Annotated in this window: 15 protein-coding genes; 4 read left to right on the forward strand and 11 right to left on the reverse strand. The window is 44.7% G+C overall.

Annotation, left to right across the window (positions count from 1 at the left end):
- Positions 1-181 precede the first annotated feature (181 nt).
- Together R7E38_RS02845 and R7E38_RS02850 are read left to right on the forward strand one after the other, a co-directional pair.
- Complete coding sequence (locus R7E38_RS02845; RefSeq protein WP_005378026.1) at positions 182-448, forward strand: GrxA family glutaredoxin; 267 nt, start codon at positions 182-184, stop codon at positions 446-448.
- Positions 449-623: 175 nt separating this feature from the next.
- Complete coding sequence (locus R7E38_RS02850) at positions 624-2,306, forward strand: aspartate:alanine antiporter (protein WP_005378028.1); 1,683 nt, start codon at positions 624-626, stop codon at positions 2,304-2,306.
- Positions 2,307-2,384: 78 nt separating this feature from the next.
- Here R7E38_RS02850 and fabV read toward each other — a convergent pair whose 3' ends face one another.
- From fabV to R7E38_RS02890, 8 genes are all read right to left on the reverse strand, one after another.
- On the reverse strand, positions 2,385-3,587 hold the full coding sequence (gene fabV, locus R7E38_RS02855) for an enoyl-ACP reductase FabV (protein ID WP_005388648.1): 1,203 nt from the start codon (positions 3,585-3,587) through the stop codon (positions 2,385-2,387).
- Between the two features lie 174 nt (positions 3,588-3,761).
- Positions 3,762-6,044, reverse strand: a complete 2,283-nt coding sequence (locus tag R7E38_RS02860) for an acyl-CoA dehydrogenase (protein ID WP_226082896.1) — start codon at positions 6,042-6,044, stop codon at positions 3,762-3,764.
- Positions 6,045-6,115: 71 nt separating this feature from the next.
- Positions 6,116-6,751 (reverse strand): TetR/AcrR family transcriptional regulator, encoded by a 636-nt coding sequence (locus R7E38_RS02865; protein ID WP_053306960.1) that lies wholly within the window; start codon positions 6,749-6,751, stop codon positions 6,116-6,118.
- Positions 6,752-7,468: 717 nt separating this feature from the next.
- Entirely contained in the window at positions 7,469-8,620 is a 1,152-nt protein-coding gene (gene nhaA / locus R7E38_RS02870) for a Na+/H+ antiporter NhaA (RefSeq protein ID WP_005378034.1), read from the reverse strand.
- Positions 8,621-8,950: 330 nt separating this feature from the next.
- Positions 8,951-10,075, reverse strand: coding sequence for a lipocalin-like domain-containing protein (locus R7E38_RS02875; RefSeq protein ID WP_226082895.1), 1,125 nt, complete (start codon positions 10,073-10,075; stop codon positions 8,951-8,953).
- Positions 10,075-12,528 (reverse strand): ABC transporter permease, encoded by a 2,454-nt coding sequence (locus R7E38_RS02880; protein ID WP_005378038.1) that lies wholly within the window; start codon positions 12,526-12,528, stop codon positions 10,075-10,077. The genes R7E38_RS02875 and R7E38_RS02880 overlap by 1 nt, the downstream gene beginning before the upstream one ends.
- The gene (locus R7E38_RS02885; RefSeq protein WP_005378040.1) at positions 12,509-13,180 is read right to left on the reverse strand and encodes an ABC transporter ATP-binding protein; all 672 of its coding nucleotides are present in this window, start codon (positions 13,178-13,180) and stop codon (positions 12,509-12,511) included. The genes R7E38_RS02880 and R7E38_RS02885 overlap by 20 nt, the downstream gene beginning before the upstream one ends.
- A gap of 187 nt (positions 13,181-13,367) precedes the next feature.
- A complete protein-coding gene (locus tag R7E38_RS02890) occupies positions 13,368-14,744 on the reverse strand; it encodes an MATE family efflux transporter (RefSeq protein ID WP_017820846.1) in 1,377 nt (458 codons plus the stop codon).
- 94 nt (positions 14,745-14,838) lie between these two features.
- On the opposite strand from R7E38_RS02890, the gene R7E38_RS02895 reads away from it, so the two are divergent.
- On the forward strand, positions 14,839-16,290 hold the full coding sequence (locus tag R7E38_RS02895; RefSeq protein WP_017634881.1) for a DUF2867 domain-containing protein: 1,452 nt from the start codon (positions 14,839-14,841) through the stop codon (positions 16,288-16,290).
- Between the two features lie 30 nt (positions 16,291-16,320).
- Here the strand turns inward: R7E38_RS02895 and R7E38_RS02900 are convergent, their stop codons facing one another.
- From R7E38_RS02900 to rsuA, 3 genes are all read right to left on the reverse strand, one after another.
- Positions 16,321-16,983 carry a DUF2913 family protein gene (locus tag R7E38_RS02900; RefSeq protein WP_017820847.1) on the reverse strand — a complete coding sequence of 221 codons (663 nt, stop codon included), beginning with the start codon at positions 16,981-16,983 and terminating at the stop codon, positions 16,321-16,323.
- Positions 16,983-18,185 (reverse strand): Bcr/CflA family multidrug efflux MFS transporter, encoded by a 1,203-nt coding sequence (locus R7E38_RS02905; protein WP_017820848.1) that lies wholly within the window; start codon positions 18,183-18,185, stop codon positions 16,983-16,985. The genes R7E38_RS02900 and R7E38_RS02905 overlap by 1 nt, the downstream gene beginning before the upstream one ends.
- A gap of 435 nt (positions 18,186-18,620) precedes the next feature.
- On the reverse strand, positions 18,621-19,322 hold the full coding sequence (gene rsuA, locus R7E38_RS02910) for a 16S rRNA pseudouridine(516) synthase RsuA (RefSeq protein WP_033905117.1): 702 nt from the start codon (positions 19,320-19,322) through the stop codon (positions 18,621-18,623).
- Between the two features lie 121 nt (positions 19,323-19,443).
- Between rsuA and R7E38_RS02915 the strand changes: the two genes are divergently transcribed.
- Complete coding sequence (locus R7E38_RS02915; protein WP_021707635.1) at positions 19,444-21,195, forward strand: DEAD/DEAH box helicase; 1,752 nt, start codon at positions 19,444-19,446, stop codon at positions 21,193-21,195.
- Positions 21,196-21,254: the final 59 nt, after the last annotated feature.

A 21,254-nucleotide genomic window follows, 5' to 3' on the forward strand; every position in this document is an offset into this window, starting at 1 on the left:
CCGTAAAATAAGCACGCGCGTTTAGTTTTTATTCGATAGATTTCACCTATAGAACCAAGAGGTAATTGCCGCTTTATTTCCGTATCTGGATCGGGCATAGTTACTCCAACAAAAGAAAGCGCACTCAGCCGCTATGTTTTGTACGCTTTCAAAAAAGAATAGATTTAGGAGAAATAAGATTATGTTCGTTGTTATCTTTGGTCGCCCTGCATGTCCTTTCTGTGTTCGTGCAAAAGAGCACGCAGAAACGCTAAAAGCAAAACGTGATGACTTCAACTACCGTTACGTTGATATTCACGCTGAGGGTATTTCTAAAGCAGATCTTGAGAAAACAGTTGGTAAACCAGTTGAAACCGTTCCCCAGATCTTTATCGACCAAGAGCACATCGGTGGCTGCGACGAATTCGAAGCATACGCGAAAGAGCACCTAGGTCTATTTGACGAGTAATAAAGACTGTTTTCAAAAAAGCCGCTTCATGCGGCTTTTTTATTATTTTTCAGCTGGTTATTACGTTAAGTCAACTAATGGTAAAACCTAAAAAAATTCACTTATCTTTTTGCTATATTTAGTTACAATTCACAGTTCTTAATCTTTTTTGGCACACACTCTACCGAGCCACACAGTGAACATAGACGTCGTATACCTTCTTGAGCAAAACCCTATCCTTCTAATCTTCGTCGTATTAGCCATTGGCCTTGCCATCGGAAAAATTCGATTTGGCAAATTACAATTAGGCAACTCTATTGGCGTTCTTATTACCTCTTTGGTAATGGGCCACCTTGGTTTCTCATTTAATGCAGAAGCTTTAACCATTGGCTTTATGCTGTTTATCTACTGCGTTGGCATTGAAGCTGGACCAAACTTTTTTGGTATATTCTTCAGAGATGGTAAGCATTATTTTATTTTAAGCATGACTGTTCTCGTGTCTGCGGTCAGCTTAACGTATGGTTTGAGTCACTATTTCGGCCTCGATTTTGGCTTATCCGCCGGTATGATGGCAGGCGCATTGACCGCAACGCCAGTACTGGTTGGTGCACAAGATGCTCTTAACTCTGGCCTTGCGACTATACCGCGGAATATGGAATTTTCTCTGGTATTAGAAAATCTATCCGTAGGCTACGCGATGGCTTATCTGGTCGGCTTAATTAGCATGATCATGTTTGCTAAATTGTTGCCAAAACTGCAAAAACAAAACCTTTCTGATTCCGCGCAGCAAATCGCACAAGAGCGTGGCCTTGGAAATTCAAGCCAGAGAAAAGTGTATTTACCCATTATTCGAGCTTACCGAGTGGGCCCAGAGCTAATTGACTGGACTGATGGTAAAAACTTGCGAGAACTGGGTATTTATCGTCAAACTGGCTGTTACATTGAACGAATCCGTCGCAATGGTATTCTCGCCCACCCAGATGGTGATGCTATCTTGCAAGAGGGAGATGAAATTGCACTGGTTGGCTTCCCTGACAGCCATGCTCGCTTAGACCCTAGCTTCCGTAATGGTAAAGAAGTATTCGACCGTAACTTGCTTGATTTGCGCATCGTTGAAGAAGAAATCGTCGTAAAAAGTGACGCTATCGCTGGTAAGCGTTTATCGGATTTGAATTTGTCTGAGTTTGGCTGTTTCTTAAACCGCGTAGTTCGCGCTCAGATTGAAATGCCTATGGACTTAGACATTGTGCTCGCTAAAGGGGACGTCCTTCAAGTGAGCGGCGAGAAAAGCCGAGTACATGGACTGGCGGAAAAAATCGGTTTCATCTCGATCCACAGTCAAATGGCCGATTTGCTCGCTTTTTGTAGCTTCTTTATTTTGGGTATTCTGTTTGGCCTCATCACAATGACGTTCGGTCAGGTGTCTTTCAGTTTGGGTAATGCGGTGGGTCTTCTGTTGTCCGGTATTACGCTTGGTTTCTTACGAGCAAATCACCCTACTTTCGGTTATGTCCCACAAGGGGCGCTGAATATGGTCAAAGATCTAGGGTTAATGTTCTTTATGGTGGGAATTGGTCTAAGTGCAGGTGGAAAGATGTTCGAGCACCTAACGCAAGTAGGACCAAAAGTCATTGGTTTGGCATTTATTGTCAGTGTTGTGCCTGTAGTTCTGGCTTACTTAGTTGGCGCACACGTACTCAAGATGAACCGTGCTCTGCTCTTCGGTGCCATTATTGGCGCCCGTACTTGCGCTCCAGCTATGGATGTCGTTAACGACTACGCTAAGTCCACCATCCCTGCCCTTGGTTATGCGGGTACCTATGCGATTGCGAATATTTTAATGACGCTAGCTGGTACGATTCTGATAATACTAAGTTAATACTCACTTTGACTATGAAATACAAAAAGGCGCTCAATGAGCGCCTTTTGTTTATTGGTTATCTAGTCTGTGATTCGATTAGATTTGAATGAAGTCTGCTTCAACTGCTGGATTCACATCCGCTTCGTAATCTACGCCTTCAACGCCGAAACCAAATAGTTTCAAGAACTCTTCTTTGTACTCAACGTAGTCAGTCAGCTCTTTTAGGTTCTCAGTCGTAATTTGAGGCCATAGCTCACGACAGTGCTGCTGAATGTCGTCACGAAGTTCCCAGTCATCCAGACGTAGGCGGTTCATCTCATCAACTTCTGCCGCGCTACCGTCTTCTTTGTATAGACGTTGGCTGAACATACGGTAGATTTGTTCCATACAGCCTTCGTGTACACCTTCTTCGCGCATTTTCTTGAATACCATTGCGATATACAGTGGCATAACAGGAATTGCAGAACTCGCCTGAGTTACAACAGATTTAAGTACCGCAACATTGGCACTGCCGCCTGTTGCTGCTAACTTGTCGTTTAGCGCTTTCGCTGCACGGTCTAGGTCCATTTTTGCTTTACCTAGTGCACCATCCCAATAAATTGGCCAAGTTAGCTCAGTACCAATGTAGCTGTACGCGACGGTCTTACAACCTTCAGCAAGAACACCAGCATCAGACAACGCATTGATCCAAAGTTCCCAATCTTCACCGCCCATTACAGTGACAGTGTCTTTGATTTCTTCTTCTGTTGCAGGCTCAACGCTAGCTTCGATGATCACATCTTTGTTGGTATCAACAGCCGTTGATGTGTAAGTTTCACCGATAGGTTTAAGAGATGAACGAACTAATTCACCAGTTTCTGGCATTTTACGTACTGGAGATGCCAGTGAGTAAACCACCATATCGATTTGACCTAAGTCTTCTTTGATCAGCTCGATAGTTTTCTGTTTCGCTTCATTTGAGAAAGCGTCGCCGTTTAAGCTTTTTGCGTACAGACCTTCTTCACGCGCTAGCTTTTCAAAAGCAGCGGCATTGTAAAAACCTGCTGTACCTGGCTTCTTCTCAGTACCTTCTTTTTCGAAGAAAACACCGATAGTTGATGCACCGCCACCAAATGCCGCAGCGATACGAGAAGATAGACCGTAGCCACTTGATGCACCAACAACAAGAACACGCTTAGGTGCGTTTTTGATTGGACCTTGCGCTTTGGTGTACGCAATTTGTTCTTTTACGTTAGCTTCACAACCAACAGGGTGCGTTGTAGTACAGATAAATCCACGAATTCTAGGTTTGATGATCATATTCAACTTCCTTTAAAAAACCTTGTTAGGATAAAAGTTTCGTTGGGATTTCGCATCTAATTTCTGTAAAAATGCTCTTAAAAGGCAAGTGGTTGGAGCACTATCCCACCATCCACTCCCCAAGAATACAAAAAAGCACCTCATTGAGGTGCTTTTCTTAACATTAGTTGTCTATTATGCCGCCGGATTCAACTGCGACTTTTTTGGGCTATGAGTTCGCACTTCAGAAAAGTCATGACTAAAGTGGTCAACTTGAATCGCCTTGTAGCGCAATTTATCTGCAGCCATGATTTGATCAATTTCTTGCTCAGTTAACACGCCTGCTTCAAATGCTTGCTGCAAACGGTCATGCAGCAAACCTTTACGAGCCACTTTACCATCCTTCGCAGCCTTCATAAGTTTACGCTCCAAAGGTTTAATGTCGTACATTGCAAGGAATGCATTCTCCATTAAGCCTACGCTGTCATCCTCTGATTTTCCGATGTAGCACAGATGCGTGAGGCGATCACGTTGCGCGCCTGGCGTCATCATCGCTTCAGCCAAATTCACACACAGCTCATCACTTGGCTTATTGAAATGATTACCAAGCGGGAACAATAGCCCCTTAAGCACACCGCCAACGTATTTCACAGGGAAGTTGGTGTAAGCCTCATTTAATGACTTAGAAGCGTTATACAAACAGTGTTGAACAGCGTAATGAACGAAGTCTAGATCGCCTTGCTGACGACCTTCATCTTCATACTTTTTCAAGGCAGCAGATGCCATGTATAGATAGCTTAATCCATCACCCAAACGTGCGGAGATCATTTCTTTACGCTTCAAGTCTCCACCTAAGGTTAACATCGCAAAGTCTGCACTTACTGCAAGTGCACGACTGAGACGAGTAATGTCTTTGTAGTATTGCTGCGTTGGGCCACTCATGTGCGCGTTAACAAATCGAGAACCAGTTAGTGCTGCACCAAATGCACCGAATGTATTACCGAGCGCGTGCTTGATGTGTTTAAAGAGTAAGTTGTCAAATTCTTTCGCACCTTGTTCAGAATCTGGATTCGCCGCGGCTTCCATTTCTTTTAGAACATATGGGTGACATCGAGTCGCACCTTGACCAAAAATCATCAGGTTACGAGTCAGAATATTCGCGCCTTCAACAGTGATAGCAACCGGGATACCAAGGTAATGTTTAGCAAGATAGTTCATTGGACCATCTTGAATCGCACGACCCGCATGGATATCAAACGAATCATTTAGAATGGTACGCGCGATTTCCGTCATGTGGTACTTGGCAATCGCGGTTACAATCCCAGGTTTTTCTTTCATATCGAGAGAAGTCGTCGTTAGCGTACGCGTCGCTTCTAGTAGGTAAGTAAGACCACCAATGCGCCCCATTGCTTCTGCAACACCTTCAAACTTACCGATCGACATTCCAAACTGTTTACGCACGTAAGCATAAGCACCTGTTGTACGTGTAGTAAGGTGACCAATCGCTGTGCCAAGCGCTGGGAGAGAGATACCGCGACCAGCAGAAAGACACTCAACCAGCATACGCCAACCTTTACCTGCATAATCAGCGCCACCGATCAACCAGTCCATAGGGATGAAGACATCTTCACCACGAGTAGGACCATTCATAAACGCAGACCCCAGAGGATCATGGCGTTCTCCTATCTCGACACCTTCATGGTCAGCGGGAATCAACGCACATGTAATGCCAACCTCTTTCTTGTCACCAAGTAGCCCTTCAGGATCTTGCAGTTTAAATGCTAACCCGAGCACTGTCGCAACTGGCGCAAGCGTGATGTAGCGTTTATTCCAACTAACTCGCACGCCAAGCACTTCTTTGCCTTCATGGGTGCCGTAACAAACCACGCCTTGATCAGGTATGCCACCTGCATCAGAACCCGCTTCAGGGCCAGTTAGGGCGAAACAAGGGATGTCTGTACCATCAGCTAAACGAGGCAACCAGTAATCTTTTTGCTCTTGCGTACCATAGTGCGATAGCAGCTCACCAGGGCCAAGAGAGTTCGGTACCATTACCGATACCGCGGTACTGATACTTCGAGTCGCAATACGAGAAACAATGGTTGAGTTCGCCAAAGCGGAAAATTCACGACCACCATATGCTTTCGAGATGATCAAAGAGAAAAATCGCTCTTTACGTAGGTACTCCCATACTTCAGGCGGTAAATCCCTGTCTTCTTTGACAATCTTCTGGTCATCAAGCATTTCTAGCAGGGTTTCAAGCTCATTATCCATAAATGACTGCTCTTCTACCGTCAGTGTAGGCGTTGGATAATGATGCAATGTTGTGAAGTTTGGCTTGCCTGAGAATAGTTCGGCATCCCACCATACACTACCCGCTTCCATCGCCTCTTTCTCGGTGCTAGACAGAGGTGGCAATACTTTTTTGAACACTTTAAAAGCCGGGTCACTAATCCATTTTCTTCGTAGAGAGCTCATAGTTCAGATCCTTTTGTTCACGTAACCGCTCGGGGTATAATCTTATTATTGGTTTAACTTTCTTATTTGTCTTATGCCAACTGCTTTGCTGACATTCCTGCTGACAAATATGGAATCAGTAAATCGACGACAGATTTCACATCGACTTCCTTTTCAAACTTACTTTCTGCCAGCTCCGAAAGAGCTTGGCTTGAAGCCATCGTAAATACACAGGTTCCTAACGTGAAGTGCAGTCGCCAAAACAAATGTTCTTCACATAGTTCCGGGTTCGCCTTCATTATCGAGAAAGTGAAAAGGTTCAGTACCTCTTCGTATCTGGTGGTAATGAACCAGCGTAGATGACCTTGAACGTCTGTATAACCGCGGCCAATTAACAACATAAATAGCGCAGTACCATTTGGGCGTACATCATTTAATGTACGTAAAGGTAATCGCAATGACTCAAAGACATCGTCCATGTTGTAGCTATCGCGCGTGTTTAACTCAATTAATGAAGTCTTAATGCTCGGCATTAGTGCTTCTAAATACCTATCTAAAACCGCTCTAACCAGCGTTTTTTTATCGCCAAAGTGATAGTTTACCGATGCTAAGTTAACGTTAGCTTTACCTGTTATCGTTCTTAGCGAAGTATCATTAAAGCCATGTTCAGCAAAGAGTCCTTCTGCGACATCGAGTATTTTTTCTTTTGTTGATGTTCTCGGGGCCATTTTAATCACTCGTATTAAACAACTGTTTGAAAATATACTCCCGAAACTTAAGATTAACAAATGATTAACATCACACTTTAACCAATTGGTCTGACCAGACAGTAAAAGGTGTGATCTAATCTTTTGAAATTCAATCGAATACTCCGGTGAAGCTTATCAGAAGAAAACGATCAAATTTCTCAGTCCATCGCAATTGAAACGCTAACAATAGCCTTGGCGGCTCGGAGTGAGCGACGAGAGTATGAAATACATCTTCGGTTCTCGGGGAGATAAAATGAGAAACACAGAAGTTAGTAACTTCGCCAAGTTGGTAATCCATCTCGACTTTTCTATTACTTTCGGGTGTGTAAGAAGCTAGAAAGCATTAAGTAGAAATTTTTTGAAAAAAAATGGAACTGTTTGGAAAAGGCTCGGTCTGAATATACGTAACAGTTAGGGCATTTGAAGTTTCACTGGCCGTCAAACTTGTTTCCATCTAATTGTTACGTTGCTGCTTTTTTCTTATTAACTCCTATGTTTGTATCCGCCCAGTCAAATTTTCGGCTGGGCTTTTTTTCGCCTGTAGATTTACCAAGCGCCTCTTTCGATGATTTGCCCCAACTCCATAAGCTAGACCTTAGTTGGTCACAAAAGTAACCACCCTGAAGTGGTTGATGTGCCGATCTGCAGACATAAAAAAGCCTCCCGAATGGGAGGCTTTACTAAACAGTGTGTATCTTACGCTTGCGCTTTCTTAGGCAAAGAAAAGTGCAGTAACGCGTAGCCAAGTAACGCGGCTGTCGTCGAGCCCATTAAGATGCCTAGTCGAGCATAGGTATCAAACTCAGGGCTTACATTTCCAAACGCTAAAGAGGAAATGAATATAGACATTGTAAAACCGATACCACACAACACAGAGACCGCAAAGATATGCTTGAAGTTAATGCCTTCCGGTAGCTTAGCTACACCCATTTTCACAGCAGCCCAACTAAAGGTGAAGATACCTAGAGGCTTACCAACCAGTAGCCCCAAAGCAATACCTAATGGCAGCATTGAAGTTAGGCCTGACATCGATACGCCTTCTAGCGAAATCCCCGCATTTGCAAATGCGAATAGAGGTAAGATACCAAATGCCACGTATGGATGAAGTGCGTGCTCCATGTGCTTAAGTGGGGAATGTTCGCCCTGTTTACCCTTAAGAGGAATAGCAAAGCCGATCACTACGCCTGCAAGTGTTGCGTGAACACCAGATTTAAGTACCGCAAACCATAAGATCGCGCCGACTATCATGTATGGTGTCAGTTTCGTTACTTCCTTCGCATTCAACATGAACAGGACACCAGTCATGATGAAGCCAACAAGCAGTGCCATGCTAGAAAGATCACCTGTGTAAAACAGTGCAATAATAACAACCACGCCTAAATCGTCGATAATAGCGAGAGCTAACAAAAACACTTTAAGGCTTACTGGTACGCGCTTACCTAGTAGCGCCATGATACCTAGAGCAAATGCAATATCCGTCGCAGCTGGAATGGCCCAGCCAGAAACCGCCTCTGGGTCGTTAGCATTAAACGCAACGTAAATAAGAGCAGGGGCTAACATACCACCAACCGCCGCAATAGCAGGGAAAATTGCGGTTTCTTTTGATTTTAGCGCTCCTTCAAGTAGCTCTCGCTTCACTTCAAGGCCAATAAGTAAGAAGAAAACAGCCATTAGGCCGTCATTAATCCAGTGAGAAACTGACATACCGAATACATAAGTATGCAGTACAGATTGATAAGTTTCGCCCAGCGGTGAGTTAGCAATGGTCATCGCAATTGCCGCTGCAATTACGAGAAGAATACCACCTGCTGATTCCATTTTGAAAAAGTCACGAATGACATCGTTCATGGTTTCGTCCTTATATTTATTATCTTAATAAACGATTAACAAAGAGTGATAAGAGTGTATAGCTGTCGAAAACTTTAGAATAATCGCTTCTTCAGAGTATAAACTTCGGTTTTTTCGATGTTAAGTTTACTATACATCGTATTTTCCAACATGACACTCAATTTTGATCGGAGATCGTATTTGTTTTTGTCGCACCAAATATTTATCAAGATGATGAGAAAATCAGCATAACACGGCTTGTACCATCATGATAACCCCGTACTTTTGAGAAAAAGCCAGGAAGCTTCGCGCACTAAAAAACCACCCGCAGGGGGTGGTTTTCTTCACAACTCAATAGCCTGTCAGCTGCATAAAGCCCCAAGCTTCATTGGAGCCGGAAGCTAAAGTAGGCCCTTCCCAGTAAGGTATTACAAAGGATAGCCACATATCTGACTTGATAATGCGGGTAGTCAAGTTAATTTGATGCTTCGGAATATTGATAATCCACTGCAAAGGTAACCTTCTTCCATTGGATAAACTGGTCACTTGCATTGGCTCAATACTGATATCATCGTCTGAGAGGTTGATGACTTTACCTGAGCGTGTCGACAACGTGCCAAACACGTGCGGTGTTTGCCCATGGTGACGATAACGGCTAACAGTTAATGCTCGACCATCATCTAAATTGAAAACAAACCAATCCCAGCCTTGTTGCCCCTCACCAATTAAGCCGCTGCCCCACTCTTTTTGCGCCCAAGCAGAACCCGTCACTGAGAATCGCTTACCATTTAAGCTTAAGCTGCCTTTTACTTTTAAAAATGGAGCACTGAAGCTGAAAGAAGCAACAGATTGCAACGCATGTTTAACTTGGAAGCCTTTGTCTCCATTCACCACAAAGGGGCCGCTTGTCATGGTATTGAGCTCAAGTCCAAACGTATCAGTATTCACATTCAAGTTGCCCGGGAAAGGCGTCGCACCGAGTGATCGCCAAGTCCAATTATCAATCCATAACCTGAAAGGACGATTGATCATACCAGCTTGGCCTATCCCACCTCTAGCTACCCGTTGCTCTTTCCATACATGCGAGCCATGACTGACGACAACATGTGAAATGTACAATTGAGGGTTCTGCCAACCGCTGGTTTCTCGCTCGTCCGTCGCAACCCTGAAATAGCTCCATTGAACATTGTAGATCTTGCCTTGCTCATCTTTTAGTTTCGCAAAGTAGTGCCACCATTCATGCTGATACTCGGGATGAAAGCGAAAGTCTGAGGGTAAAGAGACATGCTCATTAGGTAGTACAGGCTCGAAAATCGTTTGATTTTCACGCGTTAAGATAGAATCAAGTTCGCCTTCTCGTGTTGCTGTCGCCTCTAACCAAAAAGTTGAGTAAAAAGCAGCCCCAGTCAGAAAAGCGAACGTAACAACAATGAGCGTTGAAACCAACAAGCGTTTTTTAGAGCCCACTTTTTTCATTACAACGCGTCCCTTAATGACTTCATCGGTGTACTTTTGATCATTCTAATAACTGGCAATGCGCCAGCAACCATGATGGCAAGCATCGCCCAAGCAATGGTTTGAGCATACTCCCATGGAATCGTTTGAAGCTCTAGAGACCAGCCAAATGATTGCTTAATGATAATATCAACGATCAAATGTGCGAGCGCCAAGCCGAGCGGCACTGCAATAATCGCAGAAATGGCTCCGAAGACGAATAGCTGCAAACCACCTAATACGACAAGTTCTTTTCCGGACACACCCATGCACCTTAATAAGGAAAAATGCCGCTGCCGTGAAAGTTCTCCTGCCAACGTCGCAAAGAATAAACCAAACACGGCAATAATCAGCGTGATATTGCCCAAGGTTCCTGCTATCGCAAAAGTATGATCAAACACTCTCATTGCTTGGCTATAAATATTACCGTTATCAAACACACGATCTTGCGGGAGACGGAATACATTCTCTAAGCGATTTTTCAGCCCTTCTCCATTGACGTTATCTTTTAATACTACGCCAAGACCAACATTACCCGTACCTGCAAATGCATACAGCCAATTCCGGTGCGACATCATCACCTGGTTATATGGGTTTCCATAATCGTAGTAAACGCCTACGACTTGCCAGTCACCACCAAGCGGTTCTTGCAAGTTAATGAAATCGCCAGGGCGGATATCCAGCTTCAAGGCCATCGACTCACTGACCATTAAGCTCTTGGTAGCGTGCAGTTGATACCAGTAATTTGGGACACCTAACTTGACGGTAAGTGAGTCTAACTCACCTTCAGAAGAGCCCGTACTCACAACTTGCAGAGCACCATGCTCGGTCGGCATATCTTTTTCCCAGCGCCACCAAACCGAGTTCACCTCTGGCTGATTCTGGAGCCATGCGCTCATCCTAGCGGCTGAATTGTTGGTCGGATAGATGTACACATCAGCGGCTAATCGCTGATTTAGCCACTTATCGGTTGTATCTCGAAAGCTTCCGACCATTGTTTCTACACCAATGTTTGCCGCCAGCGCTAACATAAACGCCATCGTAGCCACACCGCGATAGCTCATGCTGGCTGCTGCATCAGCAAAAAACCAACGGACACGAACCCATCGCATGGTATAAGAAAAACTTTGGAACATATGCCACATAATAAATGGCATAAACAACGCCACACTAACCAACATCAGAGCAATAATAGCAAAGCCGGTTTCTTGTGTTTTCGGCGCCTGATATACCGCTATTGCAGCGACACAAAACGCACATGCCGCAAGCGCCTGCCAAGAGAACTCTCTTCCAGCAAATCGCATTAGCGACAGTCGAGAAGAAAGGCGGATTGGTTGTGACTTCAACAAACGGATTAATGGCCACAGACACGATATCAACGCACCCATCGCTGCCATGATTAGACTGTATAAGCTAGATTGCCATGACCATCCTATGGTTAAGCCTACGTTGGCATCATACAAATCACTCAGGCTCGAAGACACTGCTGGGATAAGTTCATTTGCTAAGATCAAGCCAAAAAAGTTACCACACGCCCACGCAATAAAGACGAGCAAAGACAACTCTAGTAATAAAGCTTGCGCTAACTGTGTTCCGTTAACACCAGTCTGTCTCAAAATACCTACCAAACGTTGTCGCTGGATGAAAGACAGAGACATCGCTTGATAAAAAATAAACAACCCGACCAAAAACGACAGCATTCCCATCGCGGTGAGATTCATATGGAATGCGTTAGTTAGCGACTCAAGCTCTGTACGCGTATTCCTAACGAGCGTCATTCCGTTTGGCAGCATGTTTTTCAGTGCTATTAGCTTTTCCTCTGGCATTTCACCACAAGAAATCGCAGACAAACCTGAGCTCCGCTTGAGCATACGCAACAACGATATATCAGTAACCAGCCGAGTACCCGAAAGCATCTTGTCCTTATCTACTTGAATAGGCCCAAGACGGCTTCCGTCATTCATCTCAATGAAGTCCCCATCCTGCCAACTCATGTAAGCGGCCAAATCTTGACTAACAAGAATAGGATAAGGAGGCTTCATTAGTGATAAAACCGGCATCTCACCCAGCGATTTTCCTTGTTGTAGTGGGATCATCGCGACAGGATCTATCCCCACCAACATCAGGCTCATATCGGTCTTGGCATCTAGATGAAGCACATCAAACGGTGCACATTGGTTAAACCCAGCTCGACGTAACTGAATATAGAAACCTTGAGGAATTTTATTGGCAGAGTGCTTCGTTCGGATTCGGTATGGCAAAGGATTGGAGAAAAGCTTTTCCCCAGTAGCATAACTTTGTTTTGCATGCTGGTTGATAGAAGTAACACCAACAAGGAGGGACACGCCTAAAGTTAATCCCAGCCAGACAAGAATAATTTGTAGAGGGTAACGACGGTAATGACCGAGTAGTGCCTTAACTACGGGCCATAACATGTAGCTGCCCTCCTTGAAGTCGAATCTTTCCTTCCATATGGGCGGCCACTTTTTCACTGTGCGTCACTAACAGCAAAGTACACTCCAGTTGGCGAGCGAGACTCGTTAATAAGCGCATTACTGCTTCTGCGTTTCGCTCATCTAGACTACCAGTTGGCTCATCAGCAAGCAGGATTTTGGGTTCCATATAGAGTGCACGAGCAATCGCCGCACGTTGTTGCTGACCACCAGACGCCTCTTCCGGATAACGTCCTAGCAATGGCATTAAGTCCAAAGCAGAAAGAATTTGACGCCACAACTCTTTATCTTCCGGCAGACCTTTTAACTGACGACAAAAACGAATATTGTCGGCAATATTAAGTGTAGGAAGCAGGTTGAATTGTTGGAAGATATTACCAATATTGTTGCGGCGATAAAGGGTTCTTAAATGCTCCGGTGCTTCATGCATAGCAAAATTTGGAAACTGCACTTCACCAGAGTCAGCAGTATCTAATCCGGCGATTAAATTCAGCAGAGTACTTTTACCCGAACCACTTTCCCCCATCAGAGCAACTTGGTCGCCTTGCTGCAATGTTAATTCTGCCCCTTGTAATACAGGGTGAAACTCTCCCCCGTCTACATAGCCTTTACATAGGTCTGACAGTTTTAACATTGATTATGCCGCTCGGATGGTGTTTAAAAATTGGGATCAGAATCTACACTAAAATCCTGTTAGTAGAAAGTATTTTGAATGCTTGATCACACTATGGAAGTACAAATGCAACTCGATTCACTTTCTGTTGCTAATTTTGTTGACGTTTTGAGCAGATTTTTGCAGCCAAAATAAACTCTGTTCCTCCTTACTGGCCAATCAGGTTTTTCATCCATTTTCGGCTAACCATTCTTGGCAAGCAAATCGCCCACTTCACAACTTCTTCCGTCAAAAAGAGTAAGTAAACCCATTGTGGGTCCCAATTGAGATAAATCGCTGCAAATGCTGCGAGTGGAATCCCGATCACCCACTGCGCCAAGATGTCTTGATACAAACAAAACTTAACATCACCGCCCGCACGTAATACACCAACAATCGCCATCATCGGCACCGAGCGTAGCACGACACCCAACGCAAGAATCACCATAAACTGTTCAGCTAGCTCGCGAGTGTCTGTTGTCAGTGCACTAAACGCATTAAGGATCCATTGATTTGACACTATCAACAAGACGGCGACCACAAATGCGATAAGCACATTCAAAATGACCGTAGCCCATGCTTGATAATAAACGGGTTCAAAATTACGAGCGCCGAGCTGGTTCCCGACTAGAACTGCAGCCGCATTCGATAAACCAATCATCATCGCCAATGCGATCGACTCAACAGGTGTCATTACGGAAAGTGCCGCCAAACCTTGTACACCTGCTTGCCCCATGATGGCGTGATAAGCAAACAGCCCACCAGCCCACGCCAAGAAGTTAAATGTGGTTGGCAAAGAGAGGCTCAAGAAACGCGTAATTTTATCTAAGACCAATCCTGCGCGTATATCATCCCAACCAAATGCGATTATGTGTTTTTTCAACCATAGATAACCAAACAAGCAACCTACTTCGATCGCGCCACTGATTACCGTTGCGATCGCTGCTCCCGTAATACCCAGAGCAGGAAAGCCTAATTGACCAAAAATTAAAACCCAGTTAAGAAACACATTAGATAAAATGCCTATACCACTAAAAAAAGTGCTTAGGCCTGGTTGGTGCATCGCCCTTAGGCCCACCGACATACTGGCCACACATGCAACAGCAAACATGCTAACCGACGAAATAATGAGATAGCTGGCCCCTAATTCAATCACTTCTTGTGAATCGGTAGTCAAGCTCATGATGAGTTGTGGAAAAACAACAAACAAAGCAACAGCAATCGCAGCAAACATCATTGCGATCATCCATGTCAAAGCGGTACTGCGACGCACCCCAACTTTATCGCCAGCCCCCCAATATTGAGCGGTTAACAACGCACCGCCCGTTGTCACCCCAACTAACATGATGGTGGTGACGAAAGTCGCGCGCGCAGCAACTCCAACAGCGGCAATTTCTGCTTCACCAAGCTGACCAAGCATAAGAACATCGACGAGGCTTCGGCTAGAAAACATCATGCTTTGCAGTGTAATTGGTAACGCGATTGCAAATAAACGACGTAAGAATGCTTTATCTGCGTGTATTGAGAGTTGAGAAAGAAAAGTCACAAGCGCTCCAACGACAACTTATTGATAGAATGGGGAAAGTGTCTCATGATTATACTCTGTGGTGTTTATTCCACCAACGATAAAAGGACAGATAATGAAAAAGGTGTTGGTGCTAGGCGCCTCGGGTTACATTGGCTCTCAACTTCTTCCGTTACTTTTAGATAAAGGTTACGCCGTCACAGCAGCGGCGCGACATATTGATTATTTAGAGTCAAGAACTCAGCCTCACCCTAATTTAACGTTAAGGTATCTCGACTTGGCTGACGCAGAGACCACGAAGGCTGTAGTGAACGATTTTGATTTAGTCTTTTTTCTCGTGCACGGGATGGCTCAAGGTGATGACTTTGTTGAGTACGAACTAAACCTTGCTTTGAACTTCAAATATGCGTTGGAACAAAGCTCCGTCGAGCATGTTGTATATTTGAGTGCCATTCAACCTCAAACCGGAAACTCTCGCCATTTAGCCGCTCGTAAAGCCACGGGAAAAATAATTCGACAGTCTGGTGTTCCAGTAACTGAATTGCGTGCTGGCGTTATCATCGGCCCCGGCTCTGCCGCTTTCGAAATCATGCGTGACTTTGTCTACAACTTACCTATTTTGATCGCGCCTAAATGGGTCGACTCAAAAGCGAACCCTATTGCCTTGCCCAATCTCAACCACTATTTGTTGAAGTTAGCAGAAGCTCCCTCTCCAGAAGAAAGTCAAATTTATGAAGTTGGTGGGCCAGATACACTTAGCTACCGCGAACAGTTCAAAGTCATTTGCCGAATCACGAACAAGCCGTATCGACTGTGGTCGACCCCGCTACTTACTCCGAAAATGGCATCGTACTGGCTAGGTTTAGTTACCTCAGTGCCAACTAGTATCGGTAAAGCATTACTTGCTGGCTTAGAGCACGACTACATTGCAAACTCCAAAGCGATTGAAGAACGATTTCCTCAAACGCTGATCAGCTACGAGCAAGCGGTAACTGATACCATTCAAGATGAAGGCACATTTGTACGCAGTAATGTCTGGGGGTTTGAACCCGCAGCGCTTCGTCGATGGCAACCAGGATATGGTTATTACCCAAAACAAGCTGGAGCGAGCATTAAAACTCATGCCTCCGCTGCGGCATTATGGAAAGTGGCGCAAAAGATCGGGAGTCGCGAAAAAGGCTATTACTTTGCCAACATCTTGTGGCGTACACGTGAATGGCTCGATATCTTTTTTGGTGGCGGAAAACCGATTCGCGTTTCTCCTCCTGGACCAGAGCTTAAAGTCGGTGATTTTATTGACTCTTGGAAAGTGATTCGCTGCGATAATAATCAGTTTCTTTCACTGTTTTTTGGTATGAAAGGCCCAGGCCTTGGGCGTTTAGAAATTACCATCAAAGATCTCGGTGACGAACGAGAGCTGGATATTACCGCCTGGTGGCACCCGCAAGGGTTTCTTGGGCTGCTTTATTGGTTTGCAATGATGCCAGCCCATCTTTTCATATTTAAAGGCATGGTCAAAGCCATCGCGAAAGAAGCAAACCGTTTAGAAAACAAAAAGCCCCAATAACAGGGGCTTCTAAACACTCAAAATGTCACTTTAGTCAGCTTTGAACGAGAGTGGAATTTCGGCTAACTGGTTGCCTTCGTTTGCTGGAAAAATAAGGTACTCGCCATGGTATTTCACCATCGATTTGTAGTCTGTTACCTTATGAACCATAAAGCCCGCTTGCGCTGCTTTCTCAACAAACTCAGCATGATTGCCACGCACAAACCAACTCATTGGCTTTACGAGCAACTCGCCATCAAAACAGCTTTCGCATTGGTCTGCACATAACGCTAAAGAGTTTTGACCTTCAGTGAAGATTTGTACTTTGCCGCACCCAATCAGTTGCTCAGATGTTGAGACTTCCCAGCCTGCTTGCTCCATCAAATCAAGAAAAGACTCAATATCTGAATCTTTGAACACTTTGGAGTCTTCACCTTCAGGGAAGAATTGCGCATAAAAAGAAGAAATACGTTTAAAGATAAACAACAAACCAGCATCGTTCCCCTTTGAGCGACCTGCTTTTTGCCAACGCGTTAAGTCATCGCCTACCGTACGTCCGAAACGTTGTGATTTTAGCGCCTTTGTTACCCAACGCACTAAATAATGGTTATTCGCAACAGGGGCATTGGCTAACTTACCTGAGCGATGCTCTTGATCTAACTCTTCAAGTGCTGAGTTAACCAAGTTTTGAATTTCTTTGGTGTAATTCGACATTACGCCTTTCTTCCTAAAGTCCAATAAAACAGTGCTGAAAGCACAGAACAAGCAAACATTACGATGATCATCGGCCAAGCAACATTCCCGGGCAGTGATGCCACCAGCGCACCAACCAATGAACCGATACCGAATCTTAATGTCCCCGCTAGAGACGACGCCGTACCCGCCATTGATGGGTAACCACTTAAAAGCAGCGCCATCGCGTTACTACCTATCGTCGACAATGTACCGATAAACAGCACAACAAAAGGTACAATGCCCCATAATCCGAAGTCCATTAACCAACTTACGAATAAACCAATCCCCGCCAAAAGTTGCACGAACAACCCAAAACGAAGCATGGCATGGGAACCAACTTTCTTCACCAAGCGACCATTAATACTGGTCATGATGATCATCGCCACAATGTTCAAACCAAACAGGTAACCAAAGTGGTCTGGTCGAACACCATATAAATCAATATAAACAAACGAACCCGCCGTCAAAAATGCAAACATTCCGGAAAATGAAAACGCACCTGAGAGCATCAAACCGATCGCTTCAGGATTGGAGCATAATCTGGCGTAGTTTCTCAGCGTCGTGCGGAAACGAAGAGGCTGACGATTTTCAGGCTGTAACGTTTCAGGGATTTTCCAAAGTACGAGAAAAATCACAACTACAGCGAAAATAGCTAGTACCCAAAAAATGGAACGCCAACCAAACCAAATCGCGAGATGGCCACCGATCATCGGTGCCACCAACGGCGCAATAGTAATGACCAGAGTAACGAAGGACATTGCGCGTGCAAAGTCTTCACGGTCAAACATGTCACGCACGACGGCTTGGATAATGACCGCCGCTGCCGCGCCAGCAAAACCTTGTGCCGTACGTACATAGGTCAGCGCATCAATGCCGTTTGTGGTCGCACTCACAACAGCAGCCAAGCCGAAGAAAAGTACGCCTAAAATCAACACAGGTCTGCGACCAAAGCTATCGGCAAGCGGCCCGTGAATTAACTGGCCGATCGCAAAACCCGCGGTATAAGCCGTCAACGTAATCTGAACCGCGCCAGGCGCGACCCCCAAATCTTTCGCTATTGTCGGCATCGCAGGCAAATACATATCGATCGCCAAAGGCGTCAAAGCACCAATCGCTCCTAGTACCAGAAACAATAGAAAACTGATTTGGGATTGCGGAGCACTTTGAGCTTTTTCTGTCATTCTTTTACCTCTTGTTGGAGCCCTACCGTCAATACTTGCAGAACAAAGGAAAATAACGGAAGTTCTCATATCGCTGAATGTAGAAGCCAAAAACCTGTTCTATCCAACGTTCGAGAATCATAAGGGCAAATATGTACCAAGGTGTGACCTTGACGAACTCGACATAGAAAAGCATGTGAAAGCGAAATGTGTTTATGGGAAACAAACACAATGCAGTAAAAATGATGGCGTTGACACCATCATTCCATTCACCGTAGCCGAAGGCTTTGCAATAAGAGTATGCATGCATCAGCTAAATGCAAAGGCATATCACTGAGATGAGTAAGCACACCGGAATTGTCTAGGCACTAATTTTGGTAGGAAAATTTATTTTGAGCCAATTCCTACCAAAAGACTAGTTCCTATTAGGAACTAAAGAATTTCCCATGCCGACAATTAATTCCAAATAGAATCAATTTCTTCTTGCGTGAGGTAGCGATAATCACCTGGTTCTAGTGCCTCATCAAGTTCGATAGAACCAATACGCTCACGATGTAAGTACTCAACTTTATTTCCTAACGCCGCGAACATACGTTTCACTTGGTGATACTTACCTTCCACGATAGTTAACAATACTTCATTCTCGGCCTCGTTCACGATTTCCAAACGAGCGGGCAATGTTGCTTCTGATTCATTGCGCAAAATGATGCCTTGTTCGAGCTTTTCCGCGTAATCTGGCTGAATAGCATCGACGAGCCAAACACGGTACGTTTTCTCACACTTATGCTTAGGTGAGGTAATACGATGAGACCACTTACCATCATCCGTAATCAATACTAAACCAGTTGTGTCGACATCTAATCGGCCCGCAAAGTGAAGGTTTTCAATTTTAGGCTCATCAAGCAATGCGAATGCAGTTTGGTTGTAGCCATCTTCATGTGAACAAACAAAGTCAGCAGGCTTATACAACATAATGTAACGAGGACCAGGAGCACCAATAACACGGTCTTCCCACATCACTTCCGCACCTTCAGGTACTTTAAATGCACCACTTTTTTGAACCTCACCGTCAACGGTGATGTCTCCACTTTTGATGATCTTTGTTGCCTGTTTGCGTGTTGCACCCAGAGCGTCACACAAATATTTATCTAAACGCATGAATACCTCATTGAATTATACCCAAGTGATCTCTAAATCTTGGTTTAAAGGTCACTTGGGTATAAAAGTCAGGTATTATAGCGTTCCTCGTTCGAATAGTTGAGCAATTTCACATATTTTCATGTACACACTTCGTCCTTATCAAGCCGACTCGGTTAAAGCCGTTATTCATTACTTTCGTAAACACTCGACACCAGCAGTGATCGTGCTGCCAACCGGTGCAGGAAAAAGCTTGGTGATCGCAGAACTTGCTCGCCTTGCGAAAGGACGAGTGTTAGTCCTCGCCCACGTAAAAGAACTGGTCGAGCAAAACCACGCGAAGTATGAAGGTTATGGTTTAAAAGGTTCTATCTTCTCAGCAGGATTGGGACGAAAAGAAACTGACCAGCAAGTCGTGTTTGCTTCGGTTCAATCGGTCGTACGTAACTTAGATTCGTTCAAAAACCAGTTTTCTCTGCTCGTTATTGATGAGTGCCATCGTGTGCCAGATGACAAAAACAGCAGCTACCAAAAAGTTATTACTCACTTACGAGAACTGAACCCTGGCATTAAGGTGCTGGGACTAACTGCAACGCCCTATCGTTTAGGAATGGGCTGGATTTATCAGTATCACACCCGAGGTCAAGTGCGAACCGAAGAGCCTCGATTCTTCCGCGATTGTATTTTCGAACTGCCGATCCGTTACTTGCTCGACGAAAACTTCCTCACTCCAGCCCGCATGATGGATGCCCCCGTTTTGTCTTACGACTTCTCTCAGCTGAAGCCCGCTAACACCGGACGCTACAAAGAAGCAGAAATGGACATGGTGATCGATAAAGCCAAACGTGCGACTCCACAAATTGTTGAGCAAATCATGCAATATGCGAAAGAGCGTCAAGGTGTCATGATCTTCGCTGCAACTGTTCGACACGCACAGGAGATACACAGTTTATTGCCAGAAGGCGAAACTGAAATCGTCATTGGTGATACACCTACGCCGGAGCGCGATGCGATCATCCAAGCGTTCAAGAATCGCCAAATAAAATACTTGGTCAATGTTTCGGTACTGACAACCGGTTTTGATGCGCCGCATGTCGATTTAATCGCGATTTTGCGACCAACAGAGTCAGTCAGTCTGTACCAACAGATAGTAGGACGAGGATTACGCTTATCAGACGGAAAATCAGAATGTTTAGTGCTTGATTACGCAGGCAACAGCTACGATTTATACCAACCTGAAGTCGGTGATCCCAAACCAGACTCTGACAGTGAAATTATCACGATTCCTTGCCCGGCTTGCGGATTCAATAACAACTTCTGGGGTAAGTTGGATAGTAACGGTTTCTTGGTTGAACATTTTGGCAGACGTTGCCAAGGTTACTTTGAAGATGAAGACACAGGCGAACGTGAACACTGTGGCTACCGTTTTCGTGCCAAATACTGCGGTGAATGTGGTGCGGACAACGATATCGCTGCACGAATTTGTCATGAGTGTGACGCGACGCTCGTTGACCCAGATAAAAAGCTAAAAGAAGCCCTTAATCTCAAAGATGCATTGATCTTTGAATGCACAGAAATGGACCTATCTGTATTTAAGTCCAGTGATGGTAAATCTCAGCTAAAGGTGACGTATTCTGGTGAACCATACCAAGGCGAAGGCAATGCGTTAGTTCATGAGTTTTGGTCATTGAGTACCAAAAAACAAAAACAAACGTTTAAAGATCAGTTCGTACGCCCCCACTTAGCAGACAAGCATCGCCCTTTTGAAGAGGCTTCACCGACACGCGTTGTCGCTAATCAACATCGTTTCCGTTTGCCTCAGTTTGTTATTGCTAGAAAATCTGGTCGCTTTTGGAAGCTGCGAGATAAAATTTTTGAAGATGAGTTGAAATAACATCCACAACACATGGCAAAACTTAATTAGCTGATTCACTCTCTGTTCATCTATATCCG

It is taken from the genome of Vibrio sp. Vb2131, from assembly GCF_033338535.1.
In the GTDB taxonomy this organism is placed as follows: Bacteria; Pseudomonadota; Gammaproteobacteria; order Enterobacterales; family Vibrionaceae; genus Vibrio; species Vibrio alginolyticus.